Origin of the sequence: Paenibacillus filicis, from assembly GCF_038070315.1 — a bacterium.
Classification (GTDB): domain Bacteria; phylum Bacillota; class Bacilli; order Paenibacillales; family NBRC-103111; genus Paenibacillus_G; species Paenibacillus_G filicis.
Genome location: NZ_JBBPCC010000012.1, coordinates 64,666 through 82,339 on the forward strand (window position 1 = coordinate 64,666; position 17,674 = coordinate 82,339).

Genomic DNA, 17,674 nt, shown 5'->3' on the forward strand with positions numbered 1-17,674 from the left:
CGGGTAACCCCTCCTGTGGGAACATTCACTTGATATATTCGAGCGTCACCGAACGGTGGACGCTGCCAAGCATGATGCGGATGCGATCACCTGCGCGAAGCTCCTTCCCTTGCGCTGCCTCCAGCACGCGGCCGCCTTTCTCGATCACGCAGGCGGTTCCGTTGTGCAGCTGGAGGCTGTCATTCGCCCCCGGGCGGAAGACGATGTCCTTGGTCTCCGCGAATTCCGGCGCGAGCTGGAGCAGCTGATGCAGGGTGAACTTACCCTTGAACGCATCCAGCTTGCGGTATTGCGGCGTCGTACGCTCGCCGGTATCCTCGTCGCGCACCTCGATAACCACTTGTCCGACAAATCCCTTGTTAGCCTTACGCCACATCGACAGCCCGTAAAGAACGGCGGCCGCAAGAATCAGCACGCCAGCGCCGATCGCCGTCCAGACCATGGCTCCCGGTCCCTTCTGGGCCGGCTCTGCCGTCTGGACAGGAGTGGCCGGGGTCTGGGCAGCACCTGAGGCAGCCGACAATCGGACCGGGTCGCTCTCCCGCACATAGCCCGCATCCTCCGCCCGGACGACCAGCTCGTAGTCATGCGAGTCAGGCAGCTTGTAGGTACCCGAGATGCCCTGAGCACCGGACGTCAGGGGAACCTCCTCCGACTTGCCCGTCTGGACATCCTTGGCGACCAGCGTGGCTTTAAGTTTTTTGTAAAGCTCGGCGTCGCCTGCCTTCTGCCCGCCGGATTCAAAATACGCCTTGACTGCAACATCTTCCCCCCGTTTCCACGTCTTAGAGGGCAAGGGCTCCATCTGAAGCTTCAAATCATAGTTGTACACGAGGTTGATCTTGATCTTGTCCTTCGGTACTCCCTTGACCTGCAGCTTCCAAGTGCCCTGAGCCGGCTGCACGATCTTGAGCAGCGTATAAGCCTTGGATGAGGTATAGACGAGCTTATCCGAAGGAATAGCTACCGCCTTGCCCTGAGGGTCCGAGAGCTTCACTTCGACCGCCGAGCCGGAGATCAGAGAGATATTGGCCTCCTTCACGCTGGCGTTCGGAATGTCAATCGCCACTTCCTGATAAGCGCCGTTCCCGTTCAATTCTTGAACCGGCACCACCTTCAGATTCAGGTGGCGGGCATAGATCTCGCTCAGGATGCCAGGCAGATCGGCTGCCGAGCTCGTGACGAACGACTTGGCGCCCGTCTCGCCCGCGATCTTATCCAGTACCGATTTATTCAGCTGGCCGTCCGCATTCAGGCCGATCGTATAGATCGGGATGTTCTTGGCCTTGGCCCGCTCGATAGCTGCGGTCATCTCCTTGTCGGATTGCTCCTGCGTGCGCCCGGCAGCCAGCGAGTTATTGCCATCCGTCAGCAGCACGACCATCGGGATATGGGAAGGGTCCGCGCCGTTTTCCAGCACCTTCACCGCTTCATTCACACCGACGGCCAGATCCGTGTAGGGCCCCCGGTCGAGCTGGTCGATGAAGGACTTCAGGCTCTGCTTGTCCGCAGCCGTCTTCATCTCCAGCAGCGCCTTCTCGCGCATGATGCGGTCCGTATAGGCCACGACACCTATCTTGTCGCCCTGCACCGACGCCATGTCGACAAACAGCTTGACCGCCTCGAAGCTGACCTTGTTGACGTCGCTCTCATTCATCGAAGTGCTAACGTCCACGGAGAGCACGGCGTCCATTCTCGGATCACCCGCAGGAGTTGCTGCGCTCCCTGTGGCTGGCTGCAGAAGCAGCAGGACCAGCAGCATAGGCAGCAGCAGGCGGTAGAGCCTTACGTGTATTTTCACAGCATTCATTCCTCCATCTGTAGCGACCGGGCCTCATATAAAGGCGCCGGACTTGTAGTATTTTGCCGGTTAGGGTTGTACAATGAATATTACTGTCGCTTGTAACTTTATATATTACCTGGTCCTAAATTGAAAGACCATTAAAAATTCCTTAAGATTTGCTAAAAGATTGCTGACCGATGGCTGACGGATCACTGACAGCACATCTGGCATGACCGGGAGGACCTATGCTGACCTTGCTTGTTCTGCTTGCAGCCGCCCTGTTTGCAGGGGTTCGTCTGCTCACCTTCGTCTATACCAAAAAACAAGATATTTCGCTAGCCCAAATCGACCGCGAGCTCGCCCTACGGTTTATGGAGGGAACTCATGAATCCGAAAAAAACCGTCCGCTTCAATAAGACGCTTCGAACGGCCTATTTGTTTCAACGTTTGCGCCAATGTTCGAGTTGCGGTGCCTATACGTGCCTGGACCCTGAGGAATGCCCCCGCTGCGGACCCAAGGGCACCTGGCTGAAAGTCCCGGCTCCCGCCGAAGTCGCCGCCCGGCAGCGGGGCTATACGGACATGATCGTACTCGGCATTCTGGCCGCTGCAGGCGTCATCGTCGCCCGAAGCTTCACAGAGATGGCGGCCGCTCTGGGAGCCGGTGCCGTCCTGATTGCCGGTTACGCCAAAATCCGTCAAGCGTACGCGCCCTATATCTTTAGACGCACGCTATCCCGCCTACTCCTGCAGGAACATGAAAAAATTCGTCAGGGCCTGCTGCAGGATATCGACCAGGCGGAGGTCGCGCTCAAATCCGAGGACTTCAAATCCGCCTACGAAAAATTCCGTGAGATCGGGCATTTCATCCAGGATAATCCGATCCGGCTGCTCAAGCTGATGTGCCTGAACCGGTTTATCCTGCGCAGCGATATGGAGCTGGAGCTCACCCCGCTGATCCCGAGCCGCTTCGATACAGACTTCACCGCGTATCTGCTCGAGATCAGCCGGGTCAAGCCTAGGCTCATCGAACGGCCGACAATCGACTATGTCGTGAAGCATCGCACCGAGATCGAGCGTCTGCCTTACGGAGCCGAGGTGCTGACGGCGGCGGCAGGAGCCGCCCTGCGCATCAAAAGCCATCTGCTGCAGTACCAAGGGCTGGTGCTCGACTATATCGATCTGCTGCCCGATGAACGCCTTCAGCGGCTCCAGCAGCTGGCGGCAGAGCTGGCAGCTGACAATCCGGGCCTCTACGAGCGTGTGCAGCAGGCGGCCGGCCGCCGCTCGGGCGGAGCCGTGACCGGCTTCACGGCTCCGGAGCCCGTGGCCAAGTCTGAGTCTGAGTCCCTTACGGACAGCAGCGAACCAAACAGTCAAAGGCGGGAACGCTTGTGAGTGGTTTTACGTATCAGCGCGCTTACCGTTTCAAGAAGGCAGCCCTGGTGCTGCTAGGCATAACCTTGCTCGCAGCCGGGTGGAAATCCTACCTGGCGCTGCAGACGGTGCAAGCATATAAACAGGCTCGGGCGCTGCAGGCGGCAGGTCAACTGCCCGAAGCCGAGGCACTGTACGCCAAGGCCGCAGCCATGCCTGGCTTCGACTATCATAAGGCTGAGATTCACACCGCCCTGGCCCAGCTTCAGCCTATCGTCCATATGATGAAGACGGTGACGGCACTGTCCGACAGCGTGACAGCCGCCGCCTCAGCGGGGGACGCGGCCGCCCTGGCCAAAGCCTACGCCGGGCTGGAGGCGGCTAGGGAAGCCATCACCGCCTCCGGAGCCGAGCACGCCCAGCGGTTCGCCTCCGCCGTGCAGGAGGCCGGGCTGGAGGAGAAGCTGACCACCGGCTTCTCCAACATCCGCAAGGCCGCAGAGAAGCGGCTAACCACCGCCAAGGCGACTGAGGACACCGGGAGTGCCGCAGCCGACCTGATTGCGATCCCCTCCGCTTACTACGGCGGAGATGCCGCGAAGCGCAAGGCGGTGAACGGCTTGCTCCAGAACCGCGATACGGCCAGACTGGACAGCCTCGCCAAGACCAAGCCTTATGTCGAGGTCTGGAAGCTAGGCGAAGAGCTGCGCACCTCCTATGAGCGATTGGGCTGGGAAGCAGCCTGGGTCGCTCCCAAGCTGGAGAAGCTGGCGCTAGGCTCGCTCTCCATTCTGGAGAAGCAGGATCTGCCGAAGTTCCTTGAGGCGGCCCGCCAGGTGAAAGCTTACACGGTCTGGGCCGGTCCCGGCAGCAAAATCGACACGTACATTGAATCCGTCGTCACTGGCAGGCTGCAGAGGGCGGCTCAGCTCTCGGCCAGCGGCAAGCACGAAGATGCCGTCGCCCTGTACCGGACCATCGGCGCTTACCGCGATACCTCCAAGGAGCTGCAAGCTGCCGAGCAGCGTCAGCTCGCCGGCGATCCCCAGAAGCTGCTGACGGCCGCAGGCGCCACCGGCAAGCTGCAGGCCGTGACCGGACTCGCCCCGGCGGGTGGTCTGCCTCAGGCGGCTGCGCTGGACAGCACAGGCGGCAAGCTGCTGCTCGCTCAGCTATCGGAGGGCGGGAGCCCCAGCCTGCATGAAGCGACGCTGAACCCTCCCGTGAAGAAGGGCGCCGTTCGCTACTCGGACCTCAGCGCGCCGGATGGCGGCAAGCTGCTGCTGGTCGAAGGCGCATCCGCACGCAGAATCGCCAGATACGTGCTGCTGCACGTGGAGGAGGATGGCACGCTGCGTCCCGTGCTCGACGTGGAAGCCGATGCCTTGTCCTCCAGCGGCAAAGGCGAGCTGACCGCTACGCGTCCATGGCTCACAGAGAACCGGAGCGATGAGAACGCCCAGCCGGGGCGCGGGCATTACAAGTATAGCCGGGAACAGTACGAGCTAGTCCGTACGGAGGCTGCCCCCTCTCTTGCTGACAATGTGCAGGGCAATCCGTCCGGCCAGGGAGAGCCTGCAAAGCCCGGGACGACAGTGCCTGGCAGGAACACCCCTGCTCCGAACGATCAAGCCAAGCCGAAGCAGCCGCTGCAAGGAGCGGACAGAACGAATGAGGCCGGCTCTGACTCGCCACCCGTCAAACAGCCGGTTGGCAAGCTTAAGCCGCAACCGGAATAGCCGAACAGGGGAATCCATCCCATCACGAGTGGATTCCCCTTCTTGTTTGCTATCCCAGCCTGGGATCTATGTTTAATGTGTAAGATCAGCCGTGCCGTGCGTTTTCCTGATCTCTAACGCTGCATGTACCGACACACGGGTGAGCACGCCCGGGCGCGCAGCAGGATCCAGCTCCATAAATGTATCATGCTGCCATAGCTGCAGCAGAGCTTGCCTGGCTGCGTAGGCCGCCAGATCCTCACAACGCAAAATCGTCATGCAGATCGTATAACAATCGGTCTCATGCTCTCTCAAGACGGATAATCGGTTCTCCCTGTTCATGACCCGGTTTCCTCTTTTCCTTAACCCTAACGTTCCTGCAGTCATTGTAGGATGAAGAAAACGGTCCTGTGTAGTACTATCTTTTTCTAGTACCCTGACGAGCCCCTTATAGAAAGGAAGATAACCGCGTCTATGGACTTGAAAAAACTGCGATACTTTATCGCCGTTGCGGAGGAGCTGCATTTCAACCGTGCTGCCAAGAAACTGAATATGACCCAGCCTCCCCTCAGCCAGCAAATCCAAAGTCTGGAGGAGGAACTGGGTGTTCAGCTTTTGGACCGAACCAAGAGAGAGGTCCGGCTGACGCCTGCTGGAACGATATTTTTGGAGGAATCCCGCAGCCTTATCGCTCAGCTGGAACGGTCCATTCAGCGGACACAGCTTGCTGCCCAAGGAAAAACTGGACAATTGACCCTCGCTTTTGTAGATTCAGCTGTTGGCGGTACCATGGTCAACGTCATCAAGCAATTTCGGGAGCGCTTCCCCCATGTGCAGCTAACGTTACTCGAAATGACATCCGCCCAGCAATTGAAAGCTTTACACGATGGAGCCATTCACATCGGCTTCCTGCGCTCAGCGGACCGGTCCGCCTTTATTGCTTCACGGCTCTATACGAATGAATCGCCCGTCGCCGTATTACCTGTTACGCATCCGTTAGCTAGCTCCTCCACCCTGTCTCTGCAGTCCTTGGCTGATGAAGCCTTTGTGTGGTTTCCCCATCAGATGGGCGGGTCATTTCATGATCTGCTGGTAGGCATTTGCAGGGAGCATGGATTCGAGCCCCGCATCGTGCAGGAAGCTGTTCAGATGTACACCATCGTGAATCTGGTGGCTGCTGGGATAGGTATTTCCATAGTGCCTTCTTCGGTTTCCGTGTTCCAGCGCAGCGACGTAGTATTCCTCCCCTTCCATGAAGATACGCCGCAGCTTCCTCTCTATGCCGCGTGGCAACCCGATAACCGGAATCCCGTCCTGACTCATTTTCTAATGATCATGGAAGAAACGGCGGATCAGACAAGCAAGCTTGTGTAGCTTGACAGGTCAACCCGTTTTGCTTGGATCCAGCTCAGCGAACCCGCTTAGAATGTCGTTGATTCGTTCCATAACCTCAGCATCGAGACGAATGCCTGCTGCCTTCACGTTTTCCTTGATCTGCTCCGGCTTCGAAGCACCAATAATCGCTGATGATACCTGCGGGTTCTGCAAAACCCAGGCTACCGCCAGCTGCGGCAGCGTCAGCCCGGCTTCATGGGCAAGCGGCCGGAGCCGCTCGACGGCCTGCAGCACTTCCTGACGCATCCATTGTCCGGCCAGCCGTTCGAAAAATGGCGAGCCGGCTGCCGAAGAAGCACGGGAGCCCTCAGGCAGAGGCTTGTCCGTTGCGTATTTACCTGATAAGATGCCCTGCGCCAGCGGCGACCACACCACCTGCCCTATGCCTTCACGCTCACAAGCGGGAATCACCTCGGCTTCAATCACACGCCACAGCATAGAATACTGAGGTTGACTTGCGACGAGGGGAACCTTCAGTTCCCTGGCCCATGCTGCCCCCTGGCTGATCTGCTCGGCTGTCCACTCGCTGACCCCTACATACAGCACCTTCCCTTGCCGGACCAAGTCGGATAATGCCAGCCAGGTTTCCTCTGGGGGCACAGCCGCATCGAAGCGGTGTGCGTAATAGACATCGATGTAATCCGTTTGCAGACGGCGTAGCGATGCATGGCAAGCCTCCATCATATGTTTACGGGACAGACCTTTGTCATTAGGTCCCGGACCCGTCGGATGAAACACCTTGGTACACAACTCCACACTCTCACGGCGTATCCCCTTCAAAGAATTGCCCAGTACGGATTCCGCCCTCGTCTCCGCATACACATCAGCTGTATCGAAGGTGGTAATGCCAGAGTCCAATGAGGCATGTACACAGGCCTGCGCAATGCTGTCATCGACTTGAGCCCCGTGAGTGATCCAGTTCCCGCATGCAATCTCGCTTACCATCAAACCGCTTTTGCCAAGCTTTCGATATTTCATACCAAATTTGCCTCCCTTCATTCATTGGATTGATTATAACAAGCGATTTTTAATATGGAAAATATATAATAAACTCATTATTAATTCGGAAAATGTATTAATAATTTTCCTAATAGTTGCCCTCGCCCGCGCACAGCGTCGCCTGGAGGCATAAACTATAACAACTCCGCCAGTATCGCTACCGTATACTCCGGGAGGCAGGTGAACCGTTGTGATCAAGTTCGAGCATATTCTGAAGGTGCTGACCGAGGATCGGGACATGCAGAGAATGTTCAAAGACATGGAAAAGTTAGACAAGGAGCTGACTTCGCTGCGCAAGAGCATGGAGACGCTGATTAACAAGCAGAAGATCTCTTCCTGACAAGCATCGGTCACCGGGTATGGCTGTCGTTGGACCTTGAGACGGTTATCCGCAGGAGATGCAGCACCCGCGCTACGGGCAAAAGGGCTACGCAATTACGCGTAGCCCTGCTTGTATGTGCCGCTTATTTCTTGTGTGCTTTTGCCCACTCATCCAGTTGCTTTTGCTTCTCGGCGATGATTTTATCCATGCCGGCCGCTTTCAGCTTCTCGACGAATTTCGGGATGTAGACTTCAGGATCGAGTGTACCGGTGTACAGACCGCCTGTGAATTCAGTGACTACGTTATTGGTTGCTGCAATCTCGTTTTTGACCTTCTCCGGATCGAAGACAAAGCCGAGAGCGATGGATTTTTGCGCGCCTTCGTTGAACTTCTTGTATTTATCCCAAATTTGCGGATCTTCTGTCTTCCAGATATAAGAGTTCAATTGGTTACCGAACATCCACGGCAGGTTCAGGTTGTAGCCAACGTTAGCGGCATCCACGCCCTGCGGGTAGTCAATAATGTTATCGCCAGCTTTGGCGTAGTGCTTGCCTTCGATACCCCAATCCAGCAGGTTCAGCAGCTTTTTATCCGTGTACAGCAGGTTCAGGAACATCATGGCTCTGTCCGGGTCCTTGGACGTAAACGGAATCGCGAACATCGCACTTGTCGTATCGCCCGTCGTCGTGTATGGCTTGGTCAGCTCAACCGTTGTCATTGGCGTACCGGTGTTGCGTGTTTCCTGCATATCGAAGCCAGGCTTCATGGACTCGCCGTAAGCGAAGGCTTTGCCGGCTTTGACAGCCAGGAATTCGCTGTCTTTGTTCGTCGAGCCGTCTTTGTTAACGTAGCCGAGCTTATACCACTTGTGCATCAGCTTCGTCGCTTCCAGGAACTGCGGAGTTTGGAACATGTCGATGACCTTCAGGTCATTGCTGTTCCGATCCAGTACGCCTGGGCCATCGCCCAGCATATCGAACAGTCCGTAGCCGAGAATGGCGCTTGCTGGGGAGCGGTCGTTTTTAACCTGCAGCGGCGTGATGCCTGGCTCGGATTCCTTGATCTTCGCGAAGATCGGCTCCAGATCCTTCAATTCCTTGACCGCCGACAGATCGAATTTGTACTTATCGACCAGATCCTTACGCATAACGACACCCTTCGTAGCGGCAAACTCCTTGTTTGCCACGACGCCGTAGGACTTGCCATTCAGCTTGCCGCCTTCGACGTAAGCCGGGTCGAGCACGCTCTTGATGCCTGCGCCGTGCTTGGCGATTAGATCGTCGAGCGGAATAATCTGGCCTTTGGCCGCCTGCTGCCCGAGTCCGTACCAGGAAGCGGTAAACATCAGGTCGAACTGCTCCTGGGAAGCGAACATCAGGTTCGTCTTGTTCTGCCAGGCTCCCCAGTCAATCGGGCGGATTTCGATGGTTGCGTTGATTTTCTCCGTCAAATATTTATTGATTTCGTCCTGAACCTGCGGCAGATCCTTAGGCACGACGCCGGATGGGAAAATCATGACCAGCTTATAAGGCTTAAGGTCCGATTTGGTGCCGGTTGGCGCCGCAGTGCTTTTTGGCTCTTCCTTGGCCGGAGCCGGAGCTGCGCCTTGGTCGGCCGGTTTGGCCGTGCTGCAAGCAGCCAGCATGGTGGACGACAGCAGCAGGGTGGATAAAGCAAGCTGGGTCCCTTTTTTGATACGTAACATTGAATAACCCCTCCGTCAACTTGGAATTGGTTGATCCTTTTCTATGATAAGCCGGCCGCTTAAGCCGGTATTATCCTTTCACAGCGCCTACAGTCAGGCCTTTGACAAAATATTTCTGGAAGAATGGATAAGCGAGTACGATCGGACCGACCCCGATAATCGCCATCGCCATACGGACCGTTTCAGTTGGCAGGGTGGCAATAATTTGCGAAGCGTTATTGTTTCGCGTGTTTTGGGCCAGGAATTGAATGTTAAGCAAAATTTTGTTCAGCAGGTACTGCAGGCTGTACAGCTTCGAATCGGTCAGGAAGACCAGCGAGTTGAACCAGTCGTTCCAGTAAGCCAATGTGTAGAACAACCCGATAGTAGCAAGTACCGGTGTAGAAAGCCTCAACACAATTTGGAAAAAAATCCTAAATTCACCTGCACCGTCAATGTAAGCGGATTCGATTAGCGCCGGTGGAATCGAAGTACTGAAGAAGGTACGCATAATCAGAATATAAAAGCCATTGATCAGTAATCCTGGAATAATGAGACTCCATATCGTATCCTTCAGGTTAATCAGCTGGGTGAAGACGAGGTACCAGGGCACCAACCCCCCATTGAACAGCATCGTGAAGAAGACGAAGAAGGCCAGCTTGTTCCGGTACGGGAAGTCGCGCCGGGACAGCGGATAAGCGAGCAGCGCGGAGAGCAGCAGCCCAACCACCGAACCTACGATCGTGATGAAGATCGTAACGCCGTAAGCCCGGACAATCGTCATTGAATCGAGAAACAAATATTTGTAAGCCTCGAAGCTTATCTTCTCCGGGATAAAGGAATACCCGTTGCGGGTAATGGTCGTCTCGTCGGTAATCGACACCATAAAGACGAGCAGGATCGGCAGGATCGTCGAGCAGGCGATCAGCCAGAACAATACGTGCAGATACCACGGTGTTTTACCTTGATGCTCCATGATTCTTGAGCTCCTTTCTCTAGAACAGCGCCTGATCGCGGTTGATGCGGCGGACGACCAAGTTGGAGAACATCACCAGCACAAAACCTACGACGGATTGATAAAGACCGGCAGCGGAGGACATTCCCAGATCACCGAGCTGCAGCAAGCCTCTGTATACATACGTATCGATAACGTTGGTTACCGGCAGCAGCGTCCCCGAATCGAGCGGCACCTGGTAGAACAACCCGAAGTCCGAGTAGAAGATACGGCCGACCTGCAGCAGAATCATCGTGATAATGACCGGAGTCATGAGCGGCAGCGTAATGTGAATAATCTGCTGCCATTTGCCGGCTCCGTCCACGACAGCGGCTTCATAGTATTCGTAATCGATACCGACGATTGCCGCAATGTAGACGACGCAGAAGTAACCGACGCTTTTCCACGTATTGACGATAATCAGAATATAGGGCCAGTACTTCGGTTCGTGATACCAGAGGATCGGATCAATATTGAACCAGGCCAGAATATACTTGTTGATAAAACCATACTCGGCGCTCAGCATGCTGAAGGTTAGATAAGCGACGATAACGGCGGATAAAAAATACGGCAGCAGCAGCGCGCTTTGATAAAACTTCTTGGCCAAGTTGCGCTTCACTTCATTCAGCAAAATCGCGAGCGCTACCGAGCAAACCAAGGTAATGACAATAAAAGCGAAGTTGTACAAAATCGTGTTGCGGGTGATGACAAATGCATCTGATGTGCCAAACAGATACTCGAAGTTTTTCAAACCTACCCAGTCGCTTTTCCATATCCCCTTGGCGTAGTTGATGTCCTTGAAGGCAATCAAGGTACCCAGCATCGGCAGATAGTTGTTCAGCAGCAGATACACGGCACCCGGCAGGACCATGACCCACAGGGCCCAAAATCTGCGCATATGCTTGAAGCTTCGCCCACGGCGTGCAGTGTTGGTTGCATTCATTGCCTTTCCCAGCTCCCTTTCTCATCCTATTCGTTATCCGGCTTCTTCTCTTTCTTTCCGTTTGTTCTTCTTTATTATAGATGGGACCCGAGTAGCCACCTACCAATTTTGAGACATGAAATGACACGATTGTGACTGATTGCTTCCTGAGCAACCAGCCATTCTGTGACTTCGTGACAGTTGCCTAGGAAGCTGCTGCCGGCATACACCCGGATAGGATAAAACCGCCTGGATAGCTCCACGCGGTTCTCATGAATGTTATTTTTTACGGTATTCCTGGGGAGTCACACCATATACCCGCTTGAACATCCGGGCAAAATGCGAGAAGTTGCCGTAGCCAAGGTGAACAGCAATCTGGCTGACCGGCTGGTCGGTTTCGAGCAGCCGAGCGGCTGCTTGCTTCATCCGCTCCTGCAGCACATAGTCGGAGAGCGAATGCCCCGTTTCCTTGCGGAACAGCCGGGAAATATAGGCCGGGTTCAGGAAAACGTGCGCGGCCAGATCCTCCCGGGAGAAATCGACATGCAGATTTTCCTCGATATAAGCCTTCATCTTGTCCACGATCGAATTGGTCGGGCGCTTCGCGGACAGCAGGCCGTTCACGGTAATGACCATACTCCGCATCCATTGCCCGAGCTCGCCGAGCGAACGCGTGGCATGCGCCACCCCGGGCAGCGCCCCCTCCCGGTGCAGCAGCTGCGCGTCGATTCCCTTCCGGTGCAGCACATAGTACACCACCTGCAGGAAGCTGTGGTACAGATCCTCCAGCGCCTCCACCGACACCTGCCGGCGTCCAAGCTCATGCAGCGTCTCGTCGATGAGCCCCGTCAGCGTCTCCATATCCCCCTTCTCAAACCAGTCGGCCCAATGCAGCAGAGGCACTGGCGCACGGGGAGCGCCTTCCTGTCCTTCCTGGGTCCCTCCGTACACCAGCACACTACCCAGCTGGGTCACGTTGCGATGCTCCCAATCGAGCAGACTATGATACGATTGCATCATATTCTGTAACTTTACGACCTCGCCGATATAGCAAGACAGCGTGGCATACAGATACCGGTTGCAGGAAGCGATGTACTCGCTGCATGCGAGAGCCGTTTCCTCTGCAAGACGGGAAGCTTCATCGGCTGAGGCATACAGGAAGATGACCATGTTCCCCCGGTGATCCTCGACGACATGACCCGTCCGGCTGCCGACAATCATCTCTTCTGCCGCATTGCGCAGCGCGAAGGTCATGATCTCCTCATCCCGCTCATTGAATGGCTGTGACCACTTCTCGACGCTGACCAGCACGAGCAGCATATGCCGGCCCAGCTCGACAGGCAGCTGATAATCCATCATCGCGCTATCAAAGGTCGTCTCGCTCGGCAGCTGCCGCTGGCTGAGAATATCCTGCCAGAACCGCTCGATCAGCGCCGTCTTCTTGTTCTCCCATAGGCTTCGGTATTTCTTCATCTGCTCGGTAGACTCCGTGCTCTCCCGCTTCTCGCGGATGCCTTCCAGCGCCTTGGCCATCACGACCTCCAGCTCGCTGAAGATAACCGGCTTCAGCAGATAGTCATAGCTGCCGAGCTGGACCGCCTTCTGGGCAAACGAAAATTCCGCATGGCAGGTCAGGAAAATCACCGTAACCTCCGGCTTATTGGCCCTTACCCACTCTACCAGCTGGAGCCCGTTCTCCTCCGGCATCTCGATATCGCACAGCATCAGATCAATGGGCAGCTGCTGCAGGCTCCTCTTGGCTTCTTCCGCGTGATAAGCCTCATGCACCTCGGAGATGCCTAGCCTCTCCCAGTTAACACCGGACATCATTCCTTTCACTGCAAATATTTCGTCATCGACCAGCAACACCCTGTACATCACGGTTCCCCCTTATTCCTCTTCCTCACAGCGCGGCACACTCAGCGTGACGACTGCACCGGAGACCTCTCCATTCCCGATCGCAACGCGCACGCCGGATTTGTAATAAAATTTGCATCGCCTCACGACATTCCACAGACCGATATGCTCATCCGGCTGCGAGTCGAAGAACGCAGAAGCCTGCAGCCGAGCCAGCGGTTCGCTCCCGAATCCCCGTCCGTTGTCCCGCACCTCAATCAGAACAGCAGAGCCTTCGGTCCCGTCCGGCTTGACGCATACCTCGATCGAGAACCTCTCACCGGGCTTGACCGTAAAGCCGTGGATCATCGCATTCTCCACCAGCGGAAGAATGGTGGACGGCGGAATCCGGCAGGACTCCAGTTCGGGGTCCAGATGGATGGCAAAATCAAGCGTTTCGGGAAATCTGACCTGCTGAATCCCCAGATAGCTCGCGATATGTTCCAGTTCTTCCTTCATCGTCGTGGATGCAGCATGCGTGCGGATGGCGAACCGGAAATATTTGACCAGATGAATCGCCATCTGCTGAATAATATCAAACTGCCGGGTCTGGGCCAAATTGTAGACGATGTTCAGTGAATTCATGAAAAAATGCGGATGAATCTGGGCCTGCAGATGCTTAAGCTCCGCCCGCTGCGTACGGATTTGCTCCTCGTACACGTCGATCTTGAGCACTTCAATCTGCTTGACCATCGTATTGAAGGTTTCTCCGATGACCCGAAACTCCATTAGTCCGTTATTGGTGAACCGCACCGACAAGTCCCCGGAATAGATGCGCCGCATTCCCGTTATCAGCTGCGTAATCGGCTTGTAAATCGAGCGCTGCAGAAATAGCAGATAAAGCACCAGGATCAGCACCGCCAACAGCGGCACATAATACGTCAGCCGCTGGAACCAGGCCAGCCCCTCCAGCAGGTTATGCTCCGGAATCATAACGACAAGCTGAATATCCGTCTTGGCCGAAGGCTGGATGACCAGCAGAAACTTTTCCCAGAGCTGAACGATCTTGTACGGCTTGCCGCTTTCCTTCCCGCTCTTTTTCCACACAGCCAAGGGAGCTTCCCCATTGAAGCGGGGATCTGCAGCATGGGTCAGCGGAATTCCCTCCTTGGACAGGAACAGCGCTTGGCCGTCCGTGCCCAGATGCAGCAAATTCAGCGGAACCATCAGTCTCGCAATATCGATCCAGGCACCGACATAAGATTTGTAGCCCGTATCGACAACCCGGACCAGCGAGTACTGGCCGTCATGCTGAATCAGCATCCAGGAGCGGAACAAGCCTTCATTGCCTTGCTCGCCTTCCGCCATCAATTGATCGAGCCGCGCCTTGATCGACTGCTTGCGCTCATGAGTCACGTCCTGCTGGGCAGCCATCAGAAGCTCTCCTTGCTTGGCATTGTAAGCAAACAGGGCGTCCACATTCCGATAATAATTGGTGTTGATGTACAAATTATTCAAAGTACGCACCTTGGCCAGATAGGCATCCGGGTTATCTTTGTCATACGTGCTGAGCGATATCAGCTCGTTATCCTGGCTGGCCGTCTTGAACACGTAGTTCTCAAGGTCCTCCAGCACCTGATCGATTTGACTCATGTACATACGGGTCAGGTTCTTGTTGGACAGGGATACCTGCGAATGCACCACATCCATCGCATAGGTGTTGTTCCACAGCAGCAGCAGCACCAACGGAACGGTTATGTAAGCAAAGCCGAGGATCAGTCTTGAGCGAAGGGTCGCTCTCTTCATGCCCTTCCCTTCTTTCCTTGTTGTACTGGTTTTCCTGGTTTGAATCGACGTATTCGACACTCCTTTTGTAAACCCTTTATTTCCCATTCAGAGAATAAATACCAGCTGAATCAGTCCGCTCTTTTGCCGCGGATCATTGTTTGTTAAGATACATAGGTAGGCAACCATATCCAGACTCCTATTATCCACATTCATCAACGCTTTTCAAGGAGGAACACACTCCATTGTCAGCCATCAAACAATTAGTCCAAATGGCCTCTCGTACGCTTACTCTGCTTGTGCTGGCTATCCTGACCGTTTCCTGCGAGCCGGACAGCTCCCAGCGGATCGCTTCGCCGTCCGAGAATCCCGAGTCATCCGCCGAAAGCAGGCTGCAGCCTTACCCGATCGTCATGCTGTTTCCGTCCCATAACGTACCTAAGGATCTGCCGCTCGTCCAGAATGAGATCAATGCGTACTTGCGGCAAAAGCTGAATGCCACCCTCGAGCTTCGTCCGATCGAATGGTCGGAGTGGCAGAGCAAGACGAATTACCTGTTCGTCTCCAATCAGCCGTTCGACCTGATCTTTACCTCCTCTTGGCTGTATCTGGGCGAGAAAGTAAACAAGCGTCAGATTATCCCGCTGGACAACTTGGTGAAGCAGTACGGGAGCTCCATACGGAAGACGCTGCCTGCCGAATATCTGGATAGCGGACGGGTGAACGGTGCCATCTATGGGATCGTCACGAACAAGGAGTTCGCGTCGACCAAGGGCTTGTTTCTCCGCAAGGATATTGTCGATAAATATGGCTTCGACCTGTCGTCCGTGAAAAAGCTGGAGGACATGGAACCCATCCTGCGCACGGTGAAGGAACAGGAACCCGGCCTTGTGCCGCTGCAGGTCAAATACGACCGTTCCCCCCTGACCACCCTGCTCGGCTACGGAGAATTCGATATGCTGGACTTCGGGACTGGCCCCGGCGTGCTGAATCGCCAAGACCGGAACCTGAAGGTCGTCAATATGTATGAAACGCCCGAATATCTCCGCTACGCAAAGCTCATGCACCGATGGTTCAAGCTGGGATACATCAATGCGGACGGGGCGATCACCCGGCAGGATGAGCATGAAGCCGTGAAGTCTGGACTTGCCTTCGCGTATGCGGAATCCATCAAGCCCGGCGCCCAGCTCCAGGAGTCCCGCATTACCGGCTACGCGATGGCAGCCGTCGAGCTGACGCAGCCTTATACGACGACTGGCGATACGACCAGTGCCATGTTCGCGGTATCGCGAACCTCCGCCAATCCGGAGAGGGCGATGATGCTGCTGGATCTGCTTTACGGGGACAAGTACCTGATTAATCTGCTAAACTGGGGAATCGAAGGAACCCACTACATCAAGAAGTCAGAGAATGTCATTGATTATCCCTCGGGAGTCAACGCCCTTAATGTCGGGTACAACCTCAATATCCCGTGGATGTTCGGCAATCAGTTCAATTCCTATACCTGGGTGAATGAGGACCCGAACCTATGGGATCAATACCGCCGCTTTAACACCAGTGCCGAAAAATCCCCGGCGCTCGGCTTCTTGTTCAATCCGGAAAGCGTCAAATACGAGGTAGCCGCCTGCAACTCTGTCATCCAGCAGTATACGGGCGCGCTCAACGCAGGGGAATTCGACCCGGATGTCATGCTTCCCCGCTTCATCGAAGCGCTGAAAGGAGCGGGCATGGATAAAGTGATCGAGGAGAAGCAGCGACAACTGGACGAATGGGCCAAAAACCGATAGGATAAGGTTTGAGGAGCCCGGCCTCTTTTCCTACATAACGGGTAATCTACCGGACTAAAGGAGACTTACGATCATGCCTTACTTGGCAAGCGCAAATCGATACGATACGATGCAATACCGCCGCTCAGGCAAAAGCGGCTTGAAGCTTCCAGCCATCTCCCTCGGGCTGTGGCATAACTTCGGCGGGGTAGACGTGTATGAGCGCGGCCGCGAGCTGGTGCTGAGAGCATTCGACCTCGGCATCACCCATCTGGACCTCGCGAACAACTACGGCCCTCCTCCAGGCAGCGCTGAGGAAAACTTCGGCCGCATGCTCCGTGAGGACCTGCGCCCTTACCGGGACGAGCTGATCATCTCGACCAAAGCAGGCTATCTCATGTGGCCGGGACCCTACGGCGAATGGGGCTCCAAGAAATATCTCGTCTCCAGCCTCGACCAGAGCCTGACGCGCATGGGCCTCGACTATGTCGATATTTTCTACCATCACCGTCCAGACCCGAACACGCCGCTCGAGGAAACGATGGCTGCGCTCGATCTGATCGTCCGCCAGGGTAAAGCGCTGTATGTGGGCCTGTCCAACTACAAGCCGGAGGAAACCCGGGAAGCGTCTGCGATTCTGAAGCGCCTGGGCACGCCTTGTCTCATCCATCAGCCGAGCTATTCCATGCTCAACCGCTGGATCGAGGATGGCCTGCAGGATGTGCTGGACGAGGAAGGCATCGGCTCCATCGCTTTCTCCCCGCTCCAGAAAGGTATCCTGACGGACCGCTACCTGAACGGCATTCCGCAGGATTCCCGCGCGGCCGGACAAAGCGTCTTCCTGAAGCCCGAGGACCTGACGGATGAGGTGCTGGGTAAAGTCGCCAAGCTGAACGCGATCGCAGCCGAGCGCGGACAGAAGCTGTCGCAGATGGCCGTAGCCTGGATTCTCCGCGGAGGACGCGTCACGTCGGCTCTGATCGGCGCCAGCAAGGTCAGCCAGATCGAAGATGCTGTAGGTGCCATTGCCAACCTGGACTTCTCCGACCAGGAGCTGGCGGATATCGAAGCCATCCTCCAAGGATAATATCGA

At 55.6% G+C, this 17,674-nt stretch carries 15 protein-coding genes; 7 read left to right on the forward strand and 8 right to left on the reverse strand.

What is annotated here, in order from left to right; genetic code table 11:
* Nucleotides 1-25: 25 nt before the first annotated feature.
* Nucleotides 26-1,810, reverse strand: a complete 1,785-nt coding sequence (locus WMW72_RS18660; RefSeq protein ID WP_479724856.1) for a VWA domain-containing protein — start codon at nt 1,808-1,810, stop codon at nt 26-28.
* A 218-nt stretch (nt 1,811-2,028) separates the two neighbouring features.
* Between WMW72_RS18660 and WMW72_RS18665 the strand changes: the two genes are divergently transcribed.
* The 3 genes from WMW72_RS18665 to WMW72_RS18675 are packed head-to-tail and all read left to right on the forward strand — an operon-like array spanning nt 2,029 to nt 4,899.
* Nucleotides 2,029-2,199 carry a hypothetical protein gene (locus tag WMW72_RS18665; RefSeq protein WP_341417048.1) on the forward strand — a complete coding sequence of 57 codons (171 nt, stop codon included), beginning with the start codon at nt 2,029-2,031 and terminating at the stop codon, nt 2,197-2,199.
* Nucleotides 2,168-3,181, forward strand: a complete 1,014-nt coding sequence (locus WMW72_RS18670; RefSeq protein WP_341417049.1) for a hypothetical protein — start codon at nt 2,168-2,170, stop codon at nt 3,179-3,181. Before WMW72_RS18665 ends, WMW72_RS18670 begins: the two co-directional genes overlap by 32 nt.
* A complete protein-coding gene (locus tag WMW72_RS18675) occupies nt 3,178-4,899 on the forward strand; it encodes a hypothetical protein (RefSeq protein ID WP_341417050.1) in 1,722 nt (573 codons plus the stop codon). Before WMW72_RS18670 ends, WMW72_RS18675 begins: the two co-directional genes overlap by 4 nt.
* A 72-nt stretch (nt 4,900-4,971) precedes the next feature.
* On the opposite strand, the gene WMW72_RS18680 is transcribed toward WMW72_RS18675, so the two are convergent.
* Entirely contained in the window at nt 4,972-5,220 is a 249-nt protein-coding gene (locus WMW72_RS18680; RefSeq protein ID WP_341417051.1) for a hypothetical protein, read from the reverse strand.
* A gap of 132 nt (nt 5,221-5,352) precedes the next feature.
* On the opposite strand from WMW72_RS18680, the gene WMW72_RS18685 reads away from it, so the two are divergent.
* Nucleotides 5,353-6,252 (forward strand): LysR substrate-binding domain-containing protein, encoded by a 900-nt coding sequence (locus tag WMW72_RS18685; protein ID WP_341417052.1) that lies wholly within the window; start codon nt 5,353-5,355, stop codon nt 6,250-6,252.
* Nucleotides 6,253-6,261: 9 nt separating this feature from the next.
* Here the strand turns inward: WMW72_RS18685 and WMW72_RS18690 are convergent, their stop codons facing one another.
* Nucleotides 6,262-7,251: an aldo/keto reductase family protein gene (locus tag WMW72_RS18690; protein ID WP_341417053.1), complete on the reverse strand. Its 990-nt coding sequence runs from the start codon at nt 7,249-7,251 to the stop codon at nt 6,262-6,264.
* A 211-nt stretch (nt 7,252-7,462) separates the two neighbouring features.
* On the opposite strand from WMW72_RS18690, the gene WMW72_RS18695 reads away from it, so the two are divergent.
* The gene (locus WMW72_RS18695) at nt 7,463-7,612 is read left to right on the forward strand and encodes a hypothetical protein (RefSeq protein WP_341417054.1); all 150 of its coding nucleotides are present in this window, start codon (nt 7,463-7,465) and stop codon (nt 7,610-7,612) included.
* Nucleotides 7,613-7,736: 124 nt separating this feature from the next.
* Here the strand turns inward: WMW72_RS18695 and WMW72_RS18700 are convergent, their stop codons facing one another.
* The 5 genes from WMW72_RS18700 to WMW72_RS18720 all read right to left on the reverse strand — a co-directional run bounded on the left by WMW72_RS18700 (nt 7,737) and on the right by WMW72_RS18720 (nt 14,836).
* Nucleotides 7,737-9,299, reverse strand: coding sequence for an ABC transporter substrate-binding protein (locus tag WMW72_RS18700; protein WP_341417055.1), 1,563 nt, complete (start codon nt 9,297-9,299; stop codon nt 7,737-7,739).
* A gap of 70 nt (nt 9,300-9,369) precedes the next feature.
* On the reverse strand, nt 9,370-10,254 hold the full coding sequence (locus WMW72_RS18705; protein WP_341417056.1) for a carbohydrate ABC transporter permease: 885 nt from the start codon (nt 10,252-10,254) through the stop codon (nt 9,370-9,372).
* 19 nt (nt 10,255-10,273) lie between these two features.
* Nucleotides 10,274-11,215: an ABC transporter permease gene (locus WMW72_RS18710; protein WP_341417057.1), complete on the reverse strand. Its 942-nt coding sequence runs from the start codon at nt 11,213-11,215 to the stop codon at nt 10,274-10,276.
* A 258-nt stretch (nt 11,216-11,473) separates the two neighbouring features.
* A complete protein-coding gene (locus WMW72_RS18715; protein ID WP_341417058.1) occupies nt 11,474-13,072 on the reverse strand; it encodes a helix-turn-helix domain-containing protein in 1,599 nt (532 codons plus the stop codon).
* 12 nt (nt 13,073-13,084) lie between these two features.
* Nucleotides 13,085-14,836: a sensor histidine kinase gene (locus WMW72_RS18720; protein ID WP_341417059.1), complete on the reverse strand. Its 1,752-nt coding sequence runs from the start codon at nt 14,834-14,836 to the stop codon at nt 13,085-13,087.
* Between the two features lie 224 nt (nt 14,837-15,060).
* Here WMW72_RS18720 and WMW72_RS18725 point away from each other — a divergent pair, with 224 nt between their 5' ends.
* Both WMW72_RS18725 and mgrA read left to right on the forward strand, forming a co-directional pair.
* Nucleotides 15,061-16,602, forward strand: coding sequence for an ABC transporter substrate-binding protein (locus WMW72_RS18725; RefSeq protein WP_341417060.1), 1,542 nt, complete (start codon nt 15,061-15,063; stop codon nt 16,600-16,602).
* A 73-nt stretch (nt 16,603-16,675) separates the two neighbouring features.
* On the forward strand, nt 16,676-17,668 hold the full coding sequence (mgrA, locus tag WMW72_RS18730) for an L-glyceraldehyde 3-phosphate reductase (RefSeq protein WP_341417061.1): 993 nt from the start codon (nt 16,676-16,678) through the stop codon (nt 17,666-17,668).
* Nucleotides 17,669-17,674 lie beyond the last annotated feature (6 nt).